Genomic DNA, 18,784 nt, shown 5'->3' on the forward strand with positions numbered 1-18,784 from the left:
GTTATGGTGGAAACCCCCCCGCGGGCCGGTCCGTCCCCCCCCCCCGGACCGGCCCGTTTTTTGTGCCCGCGACGGCCGGTCCGGCGGGCGCCCCCCGTGCGCCCCCGGGCCCGGCCGCCCCGCGCGGCGGGGGATTCCGTGACTCAGTGGCGTCCGGCCCAGATGTTCGTGCCCGGCGTCGACACCGCGAACGTGTCGATCTCGTTCAGCTCCTCGTCCGTGAGCTTCGGGGCCGCCAGCGCCGCCACGTTCTCCTCCAGCTGTCTCACGCTGGACGCGCCGATGAGGGCGGAGGTCATCCGCTCGTCGCGCAGCACCCAGGTGAGCGCGAGCTGGGCGAGGGACTGACCGCGCCGGGTCGCGATGTCGTTCAGCCCGTTCAGCCGGCGTACGACGTCGTCGCTCAGCAGGTCCGGGTCCAGCGACTTGCCCTGGGTGGCGCGCGAGCCCTCCGGGATGCCCTGGAGGTACTTGCCCGTCAGCAGGCCCTGCGCGAGCGGCGCGAAGGAGATGCAGCCCATGCCGGCCGCCTCCAGCGTGTCGAGCAGACCTCCCCCGGACTCCGCCCGGGGGAACCCCCTTCTCGCTTCGCTCCCCTCGGTCCAGCGGTTGATCATCGAGTACGAGGGCTGGTGGATGAGCGGACGGACCCCCATCGAGGTGAGGATCCGGGCCGCCTCCGCCGTCTGCTCGCTGGTGTACGAGGAGACACCGACGTACAGCGCCTTTCCCTGCTGGACGGCGGACGCGAGCGCGCCCATCGTCTCCTCCAGCGGGGTGTCCGGGTCGAAGCGGTGCGAGTAGAAGATGTCGACGTGGTCGACGCCCATCCGTCGCAGCGAGGCGTCCAGGGAGGACAGCAGATACTTGCGGGAGCCCCACTCGCCGTAGGGGCCGGGGTGCATGAGGTAGCCCGCCTTGGTCGAGATGACCAGTTCGTCCCGGTAGGGGGTGAAGTCCTCCTTCAGCAGCTTGCCGAAGTTCAGCTCCGCCGAGCCGGCCGGCGGCCCGTAGTTGTTGGCGAGGTCGAAGTGCGTGACGCCGAGGTCGAAGGCGCGGCGCAGGATCGCGCGCTGGGAGTCCAGCGAGCGGTCGTCGCCGAAGTTGTGCCACAGGCCGAGCGAGATCGCGGGCAGCTTGAGGCCGCTGCGTCCCGAGCGCCGGTATTCCATCGTGTCGTACCGCTCCGTCGCGGCCCGGTACAGAGAGGGGTCGTTCATGGGGGCGAACCTATGTCAGGGTGCGGAGGCCCCACGGGAGCCCTCGCGTTTCACAGCGGTAGGCTTCGCCCCGGGGGACCGCCATATGGACAGGGACTGTGCTCGGGCGCGTCTGTCCGATCCGCACAAAGGGGCTGACAACACGTGACCTTGCGCGACAACCTGCGCCGCCTGCTGGTCAGGTTCTATGCACGCAGGGTGGAAGGCCACCTCGACCACGACCAGGTGCCCAAACACATCGGCGTCATCATGGACGGCAACCGCCGTTGGGCGAAGGCGGCGGGCTCCACCACCGCCCAGGGCCACCGGGCCGGAGCCGACAAGATCGGGGAATTCCTCGGCTGGTGCTCCGAGACCGACGTCGAGGTCGTCACCCTGTGGCTGCTGTCCACCGACAACTTCGACCGCCCGCAGGATGAACTCGGCCCGCTGCTCGGCATCATCGAGGGCGTCGTCCGCACCCTCGCCGCCGACGGCCGTTGGCGGGTGCACCACGTCGGCACGCGCGACATCCTGCCCTCCCCTATGCAGTCGGCCCTCAAGGAGGCCGAGGAGGCCACCGCGCATGTCGAGGGGATAGTCGTCAACGTCGCCATCGGCTACGGCGGCCGCCAGGAGATCGCCGACGCCGTGCGCTCGATGATCCTCGACGCCGCCGACAAGGGCACCTCGATGGAGGACCTCGCGGACCGCGTCGACGTCGACCTCATCGGCAAGCACCTCTACACCGGTGCCCAGCCCGATCCGGACCTGGTGATCCGCACCAGCGGCGAGCAGCGGCTGTCCGGATTCATGCTCTGGCAGACCGCCCACTCCGAGTACTACTTCTGCGAAGTCTTCTGGCCCGCCTTCCGCAAGGTCGACTTCCTGCGCGCCCTGCGTGACTACGCGGCGCGACACCGTCGTTACGGAGGCTGAATTCCGGGGTGCCCCGTGTCACCCGGGGCACCCTGTGGGGACGTACGTCATCGGGAGTTAACGAACGCGCCGTCATATGCCGTGGCATGGCTTGGCTCGTTCGAGGGCATAAGCCTTGCAGGTCGACACCCGAACCACGGGTGTCGGATCTCAGCGGACGGCACGGGGCCGTCCGCCCGGGAGGCCCTTTGCACCAGCCCGACCGTGCGGTCAGTACGGACGAAGCGGAGGGCCGGTTTTCGGCCCGCGCATCGGTGCCCGAGACCGGCCCAGATCTCCTTCGTCGCTCCCCGACCTCATCCGAGGGGGTACGTCCTTCCGTGGTGACCAGCACAAAGCGCCGTATGCCAGACCGGCGCACCTATGTTCTCGACACCAGCGTCCTGCTGGCCGACCCCAACGCCCTGAGCCGCTTCGACGAGCATGAAGTGGTGCTCCCGATCGTCGTGGTCACGGAGCTGGAGGCCAAGCGGCATCATCCCGAACTCGGCTACTTCGCCCGGCAGGCGCTGCGCCTGCTCGACGAGTTCCGGGTCCGGCACGGCCGCCTCGATTCCCCGATTCCCGTCGGGGACCTCGGCGGGACGGTACGCGTCGAGCTCAATCACTCGGACCCCAGCGTCCTGCCCAGCGGGTATCGCCTGGGGGACAACGACTCCCGCATCCTCGCGGTCGCCCGCAACCTGCAGGCCGAGGGGTACGACGTCACTGTCGTCTCGAAGGACCTGCCGCTCAGGATCAAGGCGTCCTCCGTGGGTCTCCTCGCCGAGGAGTACCGCGCCGAGCTCGCCATCACGGGCTCTTCCGGCTGGACCGGAATGTCCGAACTGACCCTGCCCGGCGAGCAGGTGGACCTCCTCTTCGAGGAGGGACACGCGTACGTCCCGGAAGCGGCCGGCCTGCCCGTGCACACGGGCCTGACGATCCAGTCGGAGCGCGGCAAGGCCCTCGGCCGTGTCACCTCCGAGGGCAACGTCCGGCTCGTACGCGGGGACCGTGAGGCGTTCGGCATCAAGGGCCGCAGCGCCGAGCAGCGCATCGCGCTCGATCTGCTGCTCGACCCGGACATCGGGATCGTGTCGATGGGCGGCCGGGCCGGCACCGGCAAGTCCGCGCTCGCGCTCTGCGCGGGCCTGGAGGCCGTCCTCGAACGCCGCCAGCACCAGAAGGTGATGGTCTTCCGGCCGCTGTACGCGGTGGGCGGGCAGGAACTCGGCTATCTGCCCGGCTCCGAGTCCGAGAAGATGAGCCCCTGGGCCCAGGCGGTCTTCGACACGCTCTCCGCGGTCACCAGCCGCGAGGTCATCGAGGAGGTCACCGCCCGCGGCATGCTGGAGGTTCTGCCGCTGACGCACATCCGTGGCCGCTCGCTCCACGACGCGTTCGTGATCGTGGACGAGGCCCAGTCCCTGGAGCGGAATGTCCTGCTGACGGTTCTGTCCCGTATCGGCGCCAATTCGCGGGTCGTTCTGACCCACGATGTGGCGCAAAGGGACAATCTGCGCGTCGGGCGGTATGACGGAGTGGTCGCCGTCGTGGAGAAGTTGAAGGGCCATCCGCTCTTCGCGCACGTCACGCTGAATCGTTCGGAGAGGTCCCAGATTGCGGCACTCGTGACCGAAATGCTGGAGGACGGGCAGATCTGATCCGGACTGTCCCCACCTGGTCAAAGGGTGGTGGATACACGCTGGTTGGCGCCGTCCGGCAAAGGCGAAGAGCCTAGCCGGGCGGCGTCTTGCTGCGCCCAGGTTTCCGGGAAACGACTGGGGCAAACGAGGTGTGAGCTTTCACACGCGACGCGGAATTGCCTTGCGGCGTCGGGATACGGCTAGAGTCTCACTCCTGTCAGGCCCCGCATACGACACAGTTGTACCCCCAGCGGTACGGCAACACCGGAACCTCAGAACTCCATAGAGCCGTCGTATGCCGCCCGCGCACCACGCGGCGCTCCCCGAGCGGGAGTTGCCCACCGGGCCCGTGTCTCCCGTGACCCCGCAGTTGGGAGGCCAGCGCCGAGGGGCACGATTGCGTCCGCGAGGGTCACCTAAGCGGGCGATGCTGGAAGGAAACCGTGTGAGCCGGATTTCGGTCCGGGGATTCGCAGTGGCTTCGGCCACCGCGGTCACCGCTGTCGGAAGCGTCGTCGGAGTTGCCTCGGGCAGCACCGCCCAGCCCTCGAACGACGCCGAGGCGACGGCAAGCGACTCGACCCTCCTCGCAGACATACCTGCGGGCCAGCAGGCCCAGGTGCAGACCGCGTCCCTGACGCAGCAGGCCGATGCCCAGGCCATCGCCGCGGACGCCAGCGCCAAGAAGGACGCGGAGGAAGCCGCCCGCAAGCAGGCGGCCGACAACGCCGTCGCGAAGCAGAAGGCTGCCGAGGAGAAGGCCGAGAAGGAAGCCAAGGCGCGCAAGGAGGCTGCCGCTCAAGCGGCCAGCCGCTCGGCGACGCGTGACGCCTCCAGCTTCTCCGTCCAGTCCTCGTACACCGTCGCCCAGATCCAGGCGATGGCGCGCTCGATGGTCCCGAGCGGTCAGTTCCAGTGCTTCAGCAACATCGTGAATCACGAGTCGAGCTGGAACTACAAGGCGGTCAACGCCTCCTCGGGTGCCTACGGTCTCTTCCAGGCCCTGCCCGGCTCCAAGATGTCGTCCGTCGGTTCCGACTGGCAGACGAACCCGGCCACGCAGATCAAGTGGGGCCTCAACTACATGGACAGCCGGTACGGCAGTCCTTGTGACGCCTGGTCGTTCTGGCAGGCCAACCACTGGTACTGAGTGCCACGCCGTACGTCGGCCGCTCAACCTTCCGAAGCCCCTCCCCGTCCTAGGGGGAGGGGCTTCGGCCATGTACGGTCGGATTCCGACGACTCCAGGGGGGAGTGGTGGGGAGCAACGGGGGAAAAGGACGCATCATGTCGCGAGTACCAGGGTGGCTCGGCCGGCTCGGCGCCGGACTCACCGAGCTGGGGGAGCGGTTGGACGAACGCCGCGCCGAGGTCGAGCTGGAGTCACAGGGCTCCCTCGACGACGAGGGCGTTCCCGAGGGGCGTACACCCCTCGACGCCTCCGGCGCCCCGGAGGCTCCCGAGCCCCCGCAGGGCCCGGTGACGGACGCGGAGCCGTCAGCGCTCCCGGTCCAGCGCCCCTCCGACGAGACGGCCACGACCGCCGCGTACGTGCTGACGCCCCAGCGCCCCGACCCCGCGCTCGCCGTGCCGTGGGGGGTGCGCGTCGCCGCCGAGGCCGGCTGGCGGCTGCTCATCCTCGCGGGCACCGTCTGGGTGGCGATGCGGGTCATCAGCGCCGTGCAGCTGGTGGTGCTGGCCTTCGTGAGCGCGCTGCTCATCACCGCGCTGCTCCAGCCGACGGTGGCCCGGCTGACGCGTTACGGGGTGCCGCGCGGGCTCGCCACCGCGCTCACCGCGATCCTCGGCTTCGTCATCATGGGGCTGGTCGGCTGGTTCGTGGTCTGGCAGGTCCAGGAGAACATCGACAACCTCTCCGGTCAGATCCAGGACGGCATCGACGAGCTGCGCAAGTGGCTCCTCAAGGGCCCGTTCCATGTGACGGACAAGCAGATCAACGAGATCGCGAAGAACCTCCGCGAGGCGATCGGCGCCAACACGGATCAGATCACCTCGGCGGGCCTGCAGGGCGTGACGGTGATCGTCGAGGCCCTCACCGGCATCCTGCTCACGATGTTCTCGACCCTCTTCCTGCTCTACGACGGCAAGCGGATCTGGGAGTGGTCGCTCAAGCTCGTCCCGGCCGCGGCCCGGACCGGGGTCGCGGGCGCGGGTCCGCGCGCGTGGCGCACGCTCACGGCGTACATCCGCGGCACGGTGCTAGTCGCTCTGATCGACGCGATCTTCATCGGCCTGGGGATCTACTTCCTCGACGTCCCCATGGCGGTGCCCCTCGCCGTATTCATCTTCCTCGGCGCGTTCATCCCGCTGGTGGGCGCGGTGATCTCCGGGGCACTCGCCGTGGTGGTCGCGCTGGTGACGCAGGGCGTCTTCACCGCGGTCATGACCCTCGCCGTGGTCCTCGCCGTCCAGCAGATCGAGGGCCACATCCTCCAGCCGTTCATCCTGGGCCGCGCGGTCCGTGTCCACCCTCTCGCGGTGGTCCTCTCGGTCGCCGCGGGCGGCATGATCGCCGGCATCGGCGGAGCGGTCGTCGCGGTCCCGCTGGTCGCGGTGACCAACACGGTGGTCGTGTACCTGCGTTCGTACGCCCATGAAGTGGGCCTGCGCCACGCCCCGGAGCCGCGGGGCGCCACCGCCCTGGACGCGTCCCCGGCCACCCAGCGCCTGACGCCGTAGCGGGTTCGCCCCGTTCGCGCGGTCGCCGTGCCCTGTCGAGGGGGCGGCCGACCGCGCGGGCCCTGACCGGCCCCGGGGACGACAACGCTCAGGGCCCCGCCCACCACACAGGTGAACGGGGCCCTGAAAGTTCGGGCAGGCTCGGACTGCCCGGGGCGCGCGAGGACTACTCGGCGAGAACGGCCTCGGCGTCCAGCGTGGCGGCGACCGCCTGGAGGACGGCCGCGATCTTGAACGCCTCCTGGATCGTCTCCCGGTCGACGCCCGCCTTGCGGAGCACCTGCTCGTGGGAGTCGAGGCACTGCCCGCAGCCGTTGACGGCGGAGACGGCGAGCGACCAGAGCTCGAAGTCGACCTTCTCCACGCCCGGGTTGCCGATGACGTTCATCCGCAGACCGGCGCGCAGCGTCCCGTACTCCGGGTCGGAGAGCAGGTGCCGCGTGCGGTAGAAGACGTTGTTCATCGCCATGATCGCGGCGGCCGACTTGGCGGCCGTGTACGCCTCGGGCGAGAGCTGGGCCTTCGCCTCGGGCTCCAGCTCACGCAGCACGCGCGGCGAACGCGACGCGATCGCGCAGGCCAGCACGGTGCCCCACAGCTGCTGCTGCGGGAGGTCGCTGTTGCCGATCACCGAACCGAGGTTCAGGCGCAGGTCCTTGGCGTAGTCCGGTATGGCGGACTTCAGTTCGTCGAGGGCCATGGAAGGTCACTCACCGGCCAGCAGCGCGACCGGGTCGAGGGTGGTCTCGCCCTTGGTCCAGTTGCACGGGCAGAGCTCGTCCGTCTGGAGCGCGTCCAGGACCCGCAGGACCTCCTTGGGGTTACGGCCGACGGAGCCGGCGGTCACCATGGAGAACTGGATCTCGTTGTTCTGGTCGACGATGAAGACGGCGCGCTTGGCGAAGCCGTCCTCGCCCTCGATGCCGAGGTCGCGCATGAGCTCGTGCTTCGAGTCGGCCATCATCGGGAAGGGCAGGTCACGCAGGTCGTCGTGGTCCTTGCGCCAGGCGTGGTGCACGAACTCGGAGTCGCCGGAGAAGCCGAGGACCTGGGCGTCACGGTCGGCGAACTCGTCGTTCAGCTTGCCGAAGGCGGCGATCTCGGTGGGGCACACGAAGGTGAAGTCCTTGGGCCACGCGAAGACGATCTTCCACTTGCCCTCGTAGGTCTTGTGGTCGATCTGCTGGAACTCCTGGCCCTTTTCGAGCGAGACGCAAGCGGTCAGGTCGAACTGGGGGAACTTGTCACCGACGGTGAGCACACGATCTCCTTGCAGCGAGGAATCGCCCCTTTTGAGGGCTTTTCCCTTGGGTTGGACGAAATTGATGTTGACACAGGCAGCATTGATTCGGGAAATAGCTACACTCGGTCGTGTTGATCGGGCAGGGCTATCAGTCACCTTCGGTGATATCGACGTGAAGTGCGAGGAACGGCCATGGCGAGCCCCATCGGCGGCGCGAGCGCGTCGGCCTCCCCCCTCAGCAGAGTGGGACCCGGCAGGGCGGGGGCCGGGAGCCGGGCGGGCGGCAAGGGGAACGGGCGCCGTCAGCCCAGCCTCGCGCAGCTGCGCGCCTTCGCCGCCGTGGCCGAGCATCTGCACTTCCGTGACGCGGCCGCCGCGATCGGCATGAGCCAGCCCGCGCTGTCCGGCGCGGTCTCCGCCCTGGAGGAGATCCTCGGGGTGACCCTGCTGGAGCGTACGACCCGCAAGGTGCTCCTGTCGCCCGCCGGTGAGCGTCTCGCCGTACGCGCAAAGGCGGTGCTGGACGAGGTCGGCGCGCTGATGGAGGAGGCGGAGGCCGTGCGCGCGCCGTTCACCGGGGCCCTGCGCCTCGGTGTCATCCCCACCGTCGCCCCCTACCTCCTGCCCACCGTCCTGCGGCTCGTCCACGACCGCTACCCCGACCTCGACCTCCAGGTGCACGAGGAGCAGACGGCCAGCCTGCTGGAGGGCCTCACGGTCGGGCGGCTCGACCTGTTGCTGCTCGCGGTACCCCTCGGCATGCCCGGTGTCACCGAACTCCCGCTGTTCGACGAGGACTTCGTGCTGGTGACCCCGCTCGACCACTGGCTCGGCGGCCGGGAGGGCATTCCGCGCGAGGCGCTGCGCGAACTCCGTCTCCTGCTGCTCGACGAGGGCCACTGCCTGCGCGACCAGGCCCTGGACATCTGCCGTGAGGCCGGCCGCGCGGACGCCCCCGTCACGACCACCGCCGCGGGCCTGTCGACCCTCGTTCAGCTGGTCGCCGGCGGTCTCGGCGTGACACTGCTGCCGCGCACCGCCGTCAAGGTGGAGACGACCCGCAGCAATCAGCTCCTCACCGGATACTTCGCGGATCCGGCGCCCACCCGGCGGATCGCGCTCGCCATGCGGGCGGGTGCCGCGCGGGGCCCGGAGTACCAGGAACTGGCGGCGGCGCTGCGCGAGGCGCTGCGCCCTCTGCCCGTACGCGTGGTGGGCCCGGAAGCCTGAACCACCGCGCATAGTCGGTCATTCGAAAGACTGATGAAGCACCTCGGCAGGCGGGAAATTTCAACTTCCGTCAGGTAGCGCGACTCTCGCGGAGAAATCCACCCCGGCTGATACACATACCCCCTCGGAGTGAAACGTCAGGCGTCAGTGCGAAGCGCCGGAAGTTCCAAGGGGAGTGATGTCGGGCATTCGGGATTCCCTTGGCAGGGTCGGATACGACCTGCTGTCGCGCGCGCTGAGCGAATGCCAGGGCACTCGGGCGACGGGAAAACTACGGGTGTCCGGAAGGCCCGGGGGAGTCTTCCATCTCCGGGACGGCTGCGTCGTCGCCGTCGAGAGTCCGGGCGCACCCGGACCCGAGGCGCGGCTGCTGCGCTCCGGCCGCGTCAGCGGCGAACAGTGGGCCGAACTGCTCCGGGAGTCCGGAGGCACCCGGTGGCCGGAGGCGGGGCTCGTCGCGCACGGCTACGCGGGGGCCGCGCAGCTCCGGGTCGTCTGCATGATGGCGATGCAGGACGCCGCTTTCGCCGTCGTGGCCGGTGATGTGGAGGCCTGCGACCCCCTGGACGCCGCCTTCGAGCCGTACGCGCCGGTCGCCGTCGGTGAGGCGCCGGGACGGTTGCTGCAGGACGCGGCGAGGAAGCTGGCGGCCGTCACCGCCCTGCCGCAGCCCGTGCGGCCGGACCGCGAACGCCCTGTTCCCGCCGCCGTTCCGGACGAGATACGCGATCAACTGCCCCCTCCGCAGAAGGAGTTACTGACCCACGCGGACGGCCGGCGGACCGCCCGTGACATCGCCTTCGCGACCGGCCTCGGCGCCTACACCGTGACGGTGGGGATGGCCCGCATGCTCGGCGAGGGACTGCTGGAGCTGCCGGGCGAGCCCGAGTCCGCCGCCCCGGTGACCGTGCGGATCCCACCGACGGGAGCGCTCCGGCAGCGACCGTCGGCCGCCGCGGCCGCGATGGACCCCATGGTGTTCTCGGCGCTGGCCTCCGCGGTGGCCGACGGAGAGGGTCCGGCACCGGAGCCCCGGCCGCTCCCCGGCCCGCTTCCCGGCGTGAACGCACCGTCCCTGCCCCGCCGCGAGCCCGGCGTGAACGCACCGTCCCTGCCCCGCCGTGAGCCCGGCGCGAGCGGAATCACCGAAACTCTCGCCCCCGAAAGGGCCGGGGCGAACTGGAGAGGGTTCTTCCGTCTCCGGCACCGCATCTGGACCCCGGATTCCGGTACCTGAGACCGCAAGCCTGCCATCGATCGAATGCACCCCGTTATCAGGGAGTTGATTACATGAATCACGACGCACTGGCCAGCGAAATGAGAGGCCTCCGAGAACAGGTCCCCGGAATCACCGATACGGCGGTTGCCGCCGCCGACGGAATGCTGATCGCGGCGGACACCGCCGACATCATCGACCCGGAGAGCCTCGCCGCGATCGCCGCCGCGGGCCTCGGCATCGCGCGCCGCGCGACCGCCGTGACCGGCCGGGGCACGTTCCGCCAGACCGTGACGTACGGCAGCCAGGGCCTCGCGGCCTTCTACGCGGTCGGGGACACGGCGCTGATGATCGTCCTGGGCGACGAGGGCATCGACCTCGAACGGCTCCACGAGAGGACCCGGCCGGCCCTCGGCCGCATCGAATCGATCCTCACGGGCGCCGAACCCGGCCCGCTCGTCGGAGCCATGACCGAAACCGCGACCGAAGGGGTATGACGACATGGCCAGCAAGCGAATGACGCCGGGGTTCTCCGACCAGATCATGGGTCTGGTCAAGTCACTGCGCACCGACGCGCCGGACTGCGTCGCGTCCGGAGCCGTGGACATGTCGACCGGAATGCTGCTCTCGTACGAGACCGTCGACAACCATCCGCCGGAGGTCCTGGACCTGCTCGCGGGCGCGACCCTCGACCTGTTTCAGGGGCGCACGGTCCAGATGATCGAGGACGTCTTCAAAGAACGTCGCGGCATCGAGTCGGACCAGCACTTCTTCCAGGAGATCCTGGTCAACAGCGACAACCTCACCCATCTGTTCGTGCGGATGAACGACCAGCAGGACGTGGTCGCCGTGGTCGTCTGCCGCAAGGCGGTCAACGTGGGCATGCTCTTCGCCCAAGTCCGGCGCGTGGTACGGGAGTACAGCATCTGAACGCGAACCGGTGGCCCTCCCCGGGCGGGGAGGGCCACCGGCGGTGGCACACGACGCGGACGGCGTCCTACTCCGTACGCAGCCCGTCCGGCCGCATCAGACGGATCAGCGGCGGCAGGCTGAGCAGGGTCACCAGGAGCACGACTCCCGCGCCGATGCCGGTCATCGACAGCACGCTCGCCCAGTCCACGCTCACCGCGGTGTCCGTCATTCTCAGCAGGACCGCGCCGAGGGTGAGCCCCACGATCGACGCGAGGAGGAGCCCCAGGGCGATCGGGATCGCGGTCTGCCACAGCACCGACATGCTCAGCGTGCGGCGCCGGGTACCGAAGGCGACCAGCGCCGACAGCAGCTTCTTGCGCTCGCGCAGCTGCTCCAGCTGGGAGACCAGCAGGCTCGCTCCGATCAGCACGAGAACGCAGGTCGCGCCGACGAACAGGCCCGTACGGATGGAGGTGAACTTCTCCGACTGGGTCGTCGCCGTCCACGTCTGGAGGTCGGCCAGCGGGTCGAGTCGCGCCGAACTGTTGCGCACGAGTTCACGGACGTCCGGCACCGACTCGTCGAGCTGGAGGAAGACCGTCCCGTACACCGTGGAAGCGGCCCGTTCGGGCAGCGCGCCGGGCGTGAAGAGGAAGCCCCCGCGCTCCTCGCCGGACGGGTCTCTGCGGGAGTCCGCCCCCTTGACGCCCTCCGGCACCGTCCAGGAGATCTCCTTGCCCTTGCTGGTGGAACCGTAGGACGGGTCGAGGTAGAGCCTCCTGCCGGGCTTGTTCAGCTTCGTGGTGTACGAGTCCCACTTGGCGTTCCCCACCGCGAAGATGTCGCCGTCCTTGCAGGAGGGCAGCCTGGCCGCCTCCCGCAGGGCCGCGCAGTCGCCGACCGTCACGGTCGACTGCTGCTCGGGTTCGTTGCGCCGGTCGCCCACCTCGGTCCGGCCCAGGGCCGTCGTGTGCGCGACCCCCTTGGTCCGGGACATCTGCCGGACGGCTTCGTCCAGCGGTACCTTGGCCGGCACCTGCACCGACATCTGGGCCCGGGTGAGGTCGTTGTCGCTGACCTTGGTGTAGTCGCCGTCGACTCCGGCGAACAGCATCTGGAGGGCGATCGCACCGGCCACCGCCACCGCGATGCCGTTGACCATGCGGGCCGCCGTGCCGCTGCTCAGCTGAAGCCTGCGGACCGCCAGCTGCCAGGCGACGCCACCGGAGTTCAGCCGGGCGACGACCGCCTCGACGACCCAGGGCAGCAGCGCCGTGATGCCGATCAGCAGCAGCATGACGCCGCCGACGACGAGGTACTCGTTGAAGTCCCCGTTGGTCCGTCCCTGCCCGACCATCGGGTAGAGCATCGCGAGGCCGCCCAGCGGCAGCAGCAGCCGCCACCACAGCCGGCGCCGCGAGGGACGCGCGGTCCGCACCACTCCGAGCGGCTCGATGACGACGCCGCGCAGCGCGAAGAGGGTCACCGCGACCGCGGCGGCGGGGACCGCGAGGGCCACCAGTACCACCAGGGCGGGCGTCGGATTGAGGTCGCTCGGGAAGACACTGATCCTGAAGAGCATGATCATGCCCGCGAGCTGGCGTCCGATCAGGAAGAACCCGGCCCCGAGGATCAGTCCGACCAGGGCTCCGGCCAGTGCCTCGCCGGCCGCGATCCGCCGGGCCATCCGCCCGTCCGCGCCGACCAGCCGCAGCGCCGCCAGCCGGCGGTCGCGCCGCTCGCCACCGAACCGTACGGCCGCGGCGATGAAGACGCCGACCGGCATCAGCAGCACCACGAAGACGATGAGCACGAGCAGCACGAGAATGGGGTCCATCGGCTCGGACTGTCCGCTGGAGCCGAACGAGTCGATGCGTTCGGTGCGGCCGGTGCTCTCGCCGGTCGCGCTCAGGCTGTCGGCGCCCGTGTAGTAGGCGAGTTCGTGCGGACCGATGAGCCCGCTGTCGGCGATGATGCCGCTGACGTGGTAGTCGAGCCGCTCGCGCAGGAGCTTGCCCCCGGGCGACTTCAGCAGCCGGTCGAGAGCGGGCGAGACGACCATGTCGCCGACCGCCGGGAACGCGGACACGCCCGGTGGCAACGGCGCGCGGGCCCCCTCGGGTTCGAGCATCCGGCCGCGTACGTCCTCGTCGTGGAAGGTGGTGTCCGACGTCGCGATGAGCAGTGTGCGGTCGGACTTCTTCTTGACCGTCGTGCTGTACGTCATGTCGTTGCGTCCGCGCTCCCGGTCGTGCCGGGACGTCAGCGCGCTGGGGATCGCCGTGGTGAGCAGCAGCAGCGCCACCCCGAGTCCGACCCCGACGGCCGTCAGCAGGACCCGCACCCAGGCCTCACGGCCCCCGGTCACCGCGAACCGTGCGCCCATGCCGAGGTCGCGGGACCACTGGCGCGCACTCATACGATCCGCTCCATGTCCCTGGACCTGCCGTCCCGTACGACGATCTCGCGGTCCGAGTACGCGGCCACCCGCGCCTCGTGCGTGACGAGCACGACGGCGGCGTTCGTCGAGCGGGCCGCGTCGGTCAGCAGCTGCATCACGCGCTCCCCGTTGAGGGAGTCGAGCGCGCCGGTCGGCTCGTCGGCGAACAGCACCCGCGGGTCGGTGACCAGTGAACGGGCGACCGCCACACGCTGTCCCTGACCGCCGGAGACCTCACCGGGCCTCTTGCCCTTGAGATCGTCGACCTCCAGCTTCTCCATCCAGGACAGCGCGACGCGCTCGGCGTCCTTGCGGCCCCTGCCGTTCAGCCGCAGCGGCAGCGCGACGTTCTCCACGCAGGTCAGCTCCGGTACGAGCTGGCCGAACTGGAAGACGAACCCGAACTCGGAGCGGCGCAGCGCACTGCGCTGGGCGTCGTTCATCGTCGCCATCTCGCGGCCGTTGTACGTGATCGAGCCGGAGTCGGGTGTGACGATCCCGGCGAGGCAGTGCAGCAGGGTGGACTTGCCGGAGCCCGAGGGACCCATCACGGCGACGACCTCGCCGGGGTGGATGGAGAACTCGGCGCCGTCCAGCGCGGTGGTCGGGCCGTACGCCTTGCGCAGCTCCGACGCGGTGAGCAGGGAGCCCTCCGGAGGGGTCATCGAGGTCATCGGACCGTCACCGCCTCGGCGAGCTTGTCGAGGCGCGCGGCGGTCAGTTCCAGCCAGCGCAGATCGGCCTCCAGGTGGAAGAGGGCGTGGTCGCAGATCAGCTGGTCGGCCAGATCGCCCTTGCGCTTGCGTTCGGTCAGCATCCGCATCAGGCGCAGATGCTCCGAACGCTGGGTGTCGAGGAGCTCGCTCGCGTCGCGGTTCGTCAGCAGGGCGAGGACGATCTTCGTGTACAGGGTCGACTGGAGGTAGGGCTCGGGCTTCTCCGGCGTCGCGAGCCAGCGCTCCACGTCGGTGATCCCGGCTTCGGTGATCGCGTACCGCTTGCGCTCGGGCCCGTCGCCCGCCTCGATCCCGTCGACCTCGACGAGCCCGTTCTTGAGCAGCCGCGACATCGTCGAGTAGACCTGGCCGTAGTGCAGCGGCCGGTCGTGACCGAACTTCTCGTCGAAGGCCCGCTTCAGGTCGTAACCGTGGCGCGGCCCGGACTCCAGGAGCCCTAGGAGGGTGTGACCGATGGACATGCGGAGCACTCTACACAGCGCGTATACATGGTGTGTATACGCGCCGCGTATAGGTCATGACGGAGGGGGACGGGAGGGGAGTCGGAGAGGGAGACCCGGCTGGTCACGGCCGTTTGTCACGGTTCTGAACCAGCCGTCCCACCGACCGGGGGTAGACGCGAGGCGTGAGGTCGCGTACCCGGCGCCGGTCGGGGCGGAGGTGCGCGAAAGGGCGCGCCCTAGGCCTCCGGGTCCTCCGGCTCCCCGGTGGCCGGCGGCCGCCCGCGGCGGGGAATCGGTCCCGTCCCGCCGGGCAGCCGGCCCGCCTCGGAGAGCGCGCGGCGCAGCAGGAACTCGATCTGCGCGTTGGCCGACCGCAGTTCGTCGCCCGCCCAGCGGGCCAGGGCCTCGTGCACCAGCGGGTCGAGCCGCAGCAGCACCTGCTTGCGCTGCTGCGGCCGACGCGGCGGGGTCCCCTCCGTAGGAGCCGTCACTGGTAGAGGGACCCCGTGTTCAGAACGGGCTGGGCCGCGCGGTCCCCGCACAGCACGACCATCAGGTTCGACACCATCGCCGCCTTCCGCTCGGAGTCCAGCTCCACGATGTCGCGCTCGGTGATCCGGGCGATCGCCGCCTCGACCATGCCGACCGCGCCGTCCACGATCTGCCGCCGCGCCGCGACGACCGCTCCGGCCTGCTGGCGCTGGAGCATCGCGGAGGCGATCTCGGGAGCGTACGCGAGATGCGTGAAGCGCGACTCGATGATCCGCACGCCGGCCGTCTCCACGCGCGCGTGCAGTTCGACGGCGAGCTTCTCGGTGATCTCCTCGGCGTTGCCGCGCAGCGACAGGCCGTCCTCGTCATGAGCGTCGTACGGGTACTCGATGGCGATGTGGCGCACGGCCGCCTCGGTCTGGGTGGCGACGAACTCCAGGAAGTTGTCCACCTCGAAGGACGCCTGCGCGGTGTCCCGGACGTTCCACACCACGACGGCGGCGAGCTCGATCGGGTTGCCGTAGGCGTCGTTGACCTTGAGGACGGCGGTCTCGTGGTTGCGCACGCGCGTCGAGATCTTGGTCCGGGACGTCAGAGGGTTGACCCAGCGCAGCCCGTCCTGCCGGATGGTGCCCCGGTAGCGCCCGAAGAGCTGGACCACCCGGGCCTCGCCGGGCGCGACGGTGTTCAGCCCGCACATCGCGAAGAACGCGGCGATACCGACCAGCACGCCGGCGGTGATCAGCGCCGCCTGGGCGCCGCCGGTGTGGACCACCGCGCCGCCGACGGCGCACAGCGCGGCGCCGAGGAGCAGTCCGAGAAGGCCGAGGAGCAGTGCGAGCCCCCCGCCGATGCTGTGCGCGGCGAACTCCCGGACGCGGGGCGCCGGCATCTCGGGCCCGTCACCCGCTGTCCCGGCGGCGGATGCGCCCGGGGCGGGTGAGGGGTCGTGGGAAGTGTGTGACGGCATGGTCGGTCCCCCGTTTCGTACGGCATAGCTTCTGTCTAGCTAAATGATATCACTTTACCCGGCGCGCAACCTTCTACCCCTCCCGCTCGTCGGTTTCTTTGGGGCATGTGCGTAAGGCGTGCTGATTGTCACGTCCGGAAAAGACCGGATCGGCTGCCCTTTGTCATAGCGCGCGGTGTTAGCTTTCTGAGCTGACCTGAGCGACGAACTTGTGTGCCACACGAGAGTGAAGCGGAGCGGATCGACCCATGGGACGAGCTGAAGAGAGACGAGCGCGGCAGGCGCAGGGCCGCCGCGCGGCGCCCCAGAGCTCGTCGGGGCATCAGCCGGCGGGCCCCGGGGCCGCCGGCGCGAAGGCGGGCGGCAAGCCCAAGCGCACCGGCATACGCAGGTTCGTGAACTGGAAGTCGGTCCTCGGGACCTTCCTCGGCGTGTGCCTGCTCGGTATGGGCGCCTTCATCGTGCTGTACATGGTCGTGTCCGTGCCCGAGGGCAACGCGGCCGCGAAGCGGCAGAGCAACATCTACAAGTACAGCAACGGCGACCTCCTCGGGCGCACCGGCAAGGTCAACCGAGAGATCGTCGACCTGTCCAAGGTGCCCCAGGGCGTCCAGAAGACCTTCGTCGCCGCCGAGAACAAGTCCTTCTACAAGGACTCGGGCGTCGACCTCAAGGGCACCGCCCGAGGTCTGATCAACACCCTCTCCGGCAAGGGCAAACAGGGTGGTTCGACGATCACCCAGCAGTACGTCAAGAACTACTACCTCAGCCAGGACCAGACCGTCACGCGCAAGCTGAAGGAACTGGTCATCTCGCTGAAGGTCGACCGCAAGAAGTCCAAGGACGACATCCTCGCGGGCTACATCAACACCAGCTACTACGGCCGCAACGCGTACGGCATCCAAGCGGCGGCGCAGGCCTACTACCGCGTCGACGCCGGCAAGCTCAAGGTCGAGCAGGGCGCTTACCTCGCCTCGCTGCTCCAGGCTCCGAGCCAGTACGACTGGGCGGTCGCCTCGAAGACCGGCAAGAGGCTGGTCGAGGCCCGCTGGAACTACACCCTCGACAACATGGTCGAACAGGGCTGGCTCGACTCGGGCAAGCGCGCGACCATGAAGTTTCCGGTCCCCAAGGACCCGAAGGGCGCCCCCGGCATGGAGGGCCAGACCGGCTATCTGGTGGCTCAGGCCGAGACCGAGCTGGCCAAGCAGCTCGTCGCCCAGGGCACCGCGGCCGACCTGGACGACGCCCACGCCCTCGTCGACGCGGGCGGCTGGACCATCACGCTCAACATCGACAAGAAGAAGCAGGCCCTGCTGGAGAAGACGGTCAAGCAGCAGCTCACCAGCAAGCTGGACCCGAAGAAGCGCAAGGTCGACGCCAACATCCAGGCCGGTGCCGTGTCGGTCGATCCCAAGACCGGCAAGGTCCTCGCGATGTACGGCGGCACGGACTACTTCAAGCACTACTTCAACAACGCGACGCGCCGGGACTACCAGGCCGCCTCGACGTTCAAGCCGCTGATCCTCGCGGCCGCCCTCGCCGAGGAGGCCAAGACGCGCTCCGGCAGGCCGATCGCCGCGAACACGATCTACGACGGCACCAGCCGCCGTCCCGTCGTGGGCAGCAGCATCGCCTTCGCGCCGCCGAACGAGGACGAGCACAACTACGGCCCCGTCACCGTGCAGACCGCGATGAACAAGTCCATCAACTCCGTCTTCGCGCAGATGGGCGTCGACGTCGGCATGGACGAGGTGCTGAAGGTCGCCGGCGAGCTCGGCATGAACACCAAGGGACTCCAGGCGGTGCCCGCGCAGACCCTCGGCTCCATGGGCGCCAGCCCGCTGGAGATGGCGGGCGTCTACGCCACGCTCGACAACCACGGCAAGAAGGTCACCCCGGCGATCGTCGCCTCGGCCGTGCACAAGGACCGTACGGTCCCGATGCCGGACCCGACCGGCGAGCGGGTCATCAGCGAGGAGGCCGCCGACACGGTCACCTCGGTGCTGACCGGCGTGGTCGACGACGGCACGGCCCGGCTCTCGGTGCGGAACAACCCGAACCGCAACGGCCAGCAGGTCGCCGGCAAGACCGGTACGTCCGACAACAACAAGTCGGCCTGGTTCACCGGCTACACGCCGAACCTCGTCACCTCGGTCCTGCTGTTCGGTGAGGGCGCGAAGAACCACAACCAGGTCTCCATGAAGGGCGCCACGGGCCTCTACGCGGAGGGCGGCCGTGTCAACGGCGGTGGCTATCCGGCACAGATCTGGGCGGCGTACACCTTCCAGGCCATGGGCGGCAAGGTCACCGAGTTCGACCTGAACACCACGTCGGGCGCGGCGGTGGAACCGACCGACCTCCCCACCGTCACCGAGTCACCGTCCAGCACGCCGTCGTCGACGCCGACCACCGAGGAACCGTCGTCGGAGCCGCCCACCAGCAGCAGCCCGCCGACCCCCACGGACGAGCCCACGACGACCCAGCCGACGACGACGAGCCCGTCCCAACCGACGGGAACGCCCACCGATGACATCCCCGACAATCCGTTCGACCAGGACAGCAGTCAGTAGCGCGTGAGCGCGTAGGAGGGGGCACCCGGAACTCCGGGTGCCCCCTCCTCGCGTCCTCGGGC

Annotated in this window: 17 protein-coding genes; 9 read left to right on the forward strand and 8 right to left on the reverse strand. The window is 69.5% G+C overall.

All coding sequences use genetic code 11. The features are described from left to right. Positions 1-143 precede the first annotated feature (143 nt). Positions 144-1,220 (reverse strand): L-glyceraldehyde 3-phosphate reductase, encoded by a 1,077-nt coding sequence (gene mgrA, locus ACFWBT_RS23075; RefSeq protein ID WP_385703316.1) that lies wholly within the window; start codon positions 1,218-1,220, stop codon positions 144-146. A gap of 144 nt (positions 1,221-1,364) precedes the next feature. Here mgrA and ACFWBT_RS23080 point away from each other — a divergent pair, with 144 nt between their 5' ends. The 4 genes from ACFWBT_RS23080 to ACFWBT_RS23095 all read left to right on the forward strand — a co-directional run bounded on the left by ACFWBT_RS23080 (position 1,365) and on the right by ACFWBT_RS23095 (position 6,466). Next, positions 1,365-2,138 (forward strand): isoprenyl transferase, encoded by a 774-nt coding sequence (locus ACFWBT_RS23080; protein ID WP_385703318.1) that lies wholly within the window; start codon positions 1,365-1,367, stop codon positions 2,136-2,138. A gap of 320 nt (positions 2,139-2,458) precedes the next feature. Continuing rightward, entirely contained in the window at positions 2,459-3,784 is a 1,326-nt protein-coding gene (locus tag ACFWBT_RS23085) for a PhoH family protein (protein WP_385703319.1), read from the forward strand. A gap of 409 nt (positions 3,785-4,193) precedes the next feature. Then, a complete protein-coding gene (locus tag ACFWBT_RS23090) occupies positions 4,194-4,916 on the forward strand; it encodes a lytic transglycosylase domain-containing protein (RefSeq protein WP_385703321.1) in 723 nt (240 codons plus the stop codon). A 137-nt stretch (positions 4,917-5,053) separates the two neighbouring features. Further along, the gene (locus ACFWBT_RS23095; protein WP_385703323.1) at positions 5,054-6,466 is read left to right on the forward strand and encodes an AI-2E family transporter; all 1,413 of its coding nucleotides are present in this window, start codon (positions 5,054-5,056) and stop codon (positions 6,464-6,466) included. 166 nt (positions 6,467-6,632) lie between these two features. On the opposite strand, the gene ACFWBT_RS23100 is transcribed toward ACFWBT_RS23095, so the two are convergent. Together ACFWBT_RS23100 and ACFWBT_RS23105 are read right to left on the reverse strand one after the other, a co-directional pair. Beyond that, positions 6,633-7,166: an alkyl hydroperoxide reductase gene (locus ACFWBT_RS23100; RefSeq protein ID WP_266762281.1), complete on the reverse strand. Its 534-nt coding sequence runs from the start codon at positions 7,164-7,166 to the stop codon at positions 6,633-6,635. Between the two features lie 6 nt (positions 7,167-7,172). After that, positions 7,173-7,727, reverse strand: a complete 555-nt coding sequence (locus ACFWBT_RS23105) for a peroxiredoxin (protein ID WP_385703325.1) — start codon at positions 7,725-7,727, stop codon at positions 7,173-7,175. A 303-nt stretch (positions 7,728-8,030) separates the two neighbouring features. Here ACFWBT_RS23105 and ACFWBT_RS23110 point away from each other — a divergent pair, with 303 nt between their 5' ends. From ACFWBT_RS23110 to ACFWBT_RS23125, 4 genes are all read left to right on the forward strand, one after another. Continuing rightward, on the forward strand, positions 8,031-8,939 hold the full coding sequence (locus tag ACFWBT_RS23110) for a LysR substrate-binding domain-containing protein (RefSeq protein ID WP_385703366.1): 909 nt from the start codon (positions 8,031-8,033) through the stop codon (positions 8,937-8,939). Between the two features lie 277 nt (positions 8,940-9,216). Further along, positions 9,217-10,176, forward strand: a complete 960-nt coding sequence (locus ACFWBT_RS23115) for a MarR family transcriptional regulator (protein ID WP_385703328.1) — start codon at positions 9,217-9,219, stop codon at positions 10,174-10,176. Between the two features lie 53 nt (positions 10,177-10,229). Then, positions 10,230-10,652, forward strand: a complete 423-nt coding sequence (locus tag ACFWBT_RS23120; RefSeq protein WP_385703329.1) for a roadblock/LC7 domain-containing protein — start codon at positions 10,230-10,232, stop codon at positions 10,650-10,652. Between the two features lie 4 nt (positions 10,653-10,656). Then, positions 10,657-11,085, forward strand: a complete 429-nt coding sequence (locus tag ACFWBT_RS23125) for a hypothetical protein (protein ID WP_385703331.1) — start codon at positions 10,657-10,659, stop codon at positions 11,083-11,085. 67 nt (positions 11,086-11,152) lie between these two features. On the opposite strand, the gene ACFWBT_RS23130 is transcribed toward ACFWBT_RS23125, so the two are convergent. The 5 genes from ACFWBT_RS23130 to ACFWBT_RS23150 form a co-directional block, all read right to left on the reverse strand. Then, positions 11,153-13,486, reverse strand: coding sequence for an ABC transporter permease (locus ACFWBT_RS23130; RefSeq protein ID WP_385703334.1), 2,334 nt, complete (start codon positions 13,484-13,486; stop codon positions 11,153-11,155). Further along, positions 13,483-14,172 (reverse strand): ABC transporter ATP-binding protein, encoded by a 690-nt coding sequence (locus ACFWBT_RS23135; RefSeq protein WP_385703336.1) that lies wholly within the window; start codon positions 14,170-14,172, stop codon positions 13,483-13,485. The genes ACFWBT_RS23130 and ACFWBT_RS23135 overlap by 4 nt, the downstream gene beginning before the upstream one ends. Positions 14,173-14,177: 5 nt before the next feature. Then, positions 14,178-14,705, reverse strand: a complete 528-nt coding sequence (locus ACFWBT_RS23140; RefSeq protein ID WP_385703339.1) for a PadR family transcriptional regulator — start codon at positions 14,703-14,705, stop codon at positions 14,178-14,180. A 218-nt stretch (positions 14,706-14,923) separates the two neighbouring features. Beyond that, a complete protein-coding gene (locus ACFWBT_RS23145; RefSeq protein ID WP_385703341.1) occupies positions 14,924-15,178 on the reverse strand; it encodes a hypothetical protein in 255 nt (84 codons plus the stop codon). Continuing rightward, positions 15,175-16,149, reverse strand: a complete 975-nt coding sequence (locus ACFWBT_RS23150) for an SPFH domain-containing protein (RefSeq protein ID WP_385703344.1) — start codon at positions 16,147-16,149, stop codon at positions 15,175-15,177. Before ACFWBT_RS23150 ends, ACFWBT_RS23145 begins: the two co-directional genes overlap by 4 nt. Positions 16,150-16,397: 248 nt before the next feature. Between ACFWBT_RS23150 and ACFWBT_RS23155 the strand changes: the two genes are divergently transcribed. Continuing rightward, the gene (locus tag ACFWBT_RS23155; protein WP_385703346.1) at positions 16,398-18,722 is read left to right on the forward strand and encodes a transglycosylase domain-containing protein; all 2,325 of its coding nucleotides are present in this window, start codon (positions 16,398-16,400) and stop codon (positions 18,720-18,722) included. The last annotated feature ends 62 nt before the right edge of the window (positions 18,723-18,784 follow it).

This window comes from Streptomyces sp. NPDC060027, from assembly GCF_042737005.1.
GTDB lineage: Bacteria > Actinomycetota > Actinomycetes > Streptomycetales > Streptomycetaceae > Streptomyces.

Excerpts from the sequence above, each read along its gene's own strand:
- mgrA (WP_385703316.1), bottom strand. The coding sequence starts at position 1,220 with ATGAACGACCCCTCTCTGTACCGGGCCGCGACGGAGCGGTACGACACG.
- ACFWBT_RS23095 (WP_385703323.1), top strand. The coding sequence starts at position 5,054 with ATGTCGCGAGTACCAGGGTGGCTCGGCCGGCTCGGCGCCGGACTCACC.
- ACFWBT_RS23155 (WP_385703346.1), top strand. The coding sequence starts at position 16,398 with ATGGGACGAGCTGAAGAGAGACGAGCGCGGCAGGCGCAGGGCCGCCGC.
- ACFWBT_RS23150 (WP_385703344.1), bottom strand. The coding sequence starts at position 16,149 with ATGCCGTCACACACTTCCCACGACCCCTCACCCGCCCCGGGCGCATCC.
- ACFWBT_RS23135 (WP_385703336.1), bottom strand. The coding sequence starts at position 14,172 with ATGACCCCTCCGGAGGGCTCCCTGCTCACCGCGTCGGAGCTGCGCAAG.
- ACFWBT_RS23100 (WP_266762281.1), bottom strand. The coding sequence starts at position 7,166 with ATGGCCCTCGACGAACTGAAGTCCGCCATACCGGACTACGCCAAGGAC.
- ACFWBT_RS23125 (WP_385703331.1), top strand. The coding sequence starts at position 10,657 with ATGGCCAGCAAGCGAATGACGCCGGGGTTCTCCGACCAGATCATGGGT.
- ACFWBT_RS23130 (WP_385703334.1), bottom strand. The coding sequence starts at position 13,486 with ATGAGTGCGCGCCAGTGGTCCCGCGACCTCGGCATGGGCGCACGGTTC.
- ACFWBT_RS23120 (WP_385703329.1), top strand. The coding sequence starts at position 10,230 with ATGAATCACGACGCACTGGCCAGCGAAATGAGAGGCCTCCGAGAACAG.
- ACFWBT_RS23140 (WP_385703339.1), bottom strand. The coding sequence starts at position 14,705 with ATGTCCATCGGTCACACCCTCCTAGGGCTCCTGGAGTCCGGGCCGCGC.
- ACFWBT_RS23090 (WP_385703321.1), top strand. The coding sequence starts at position 4,194 with ATGCTGGAAGGAAACCGTGTGAGCCGGATTTCGGTCCGGGGATTCGCA.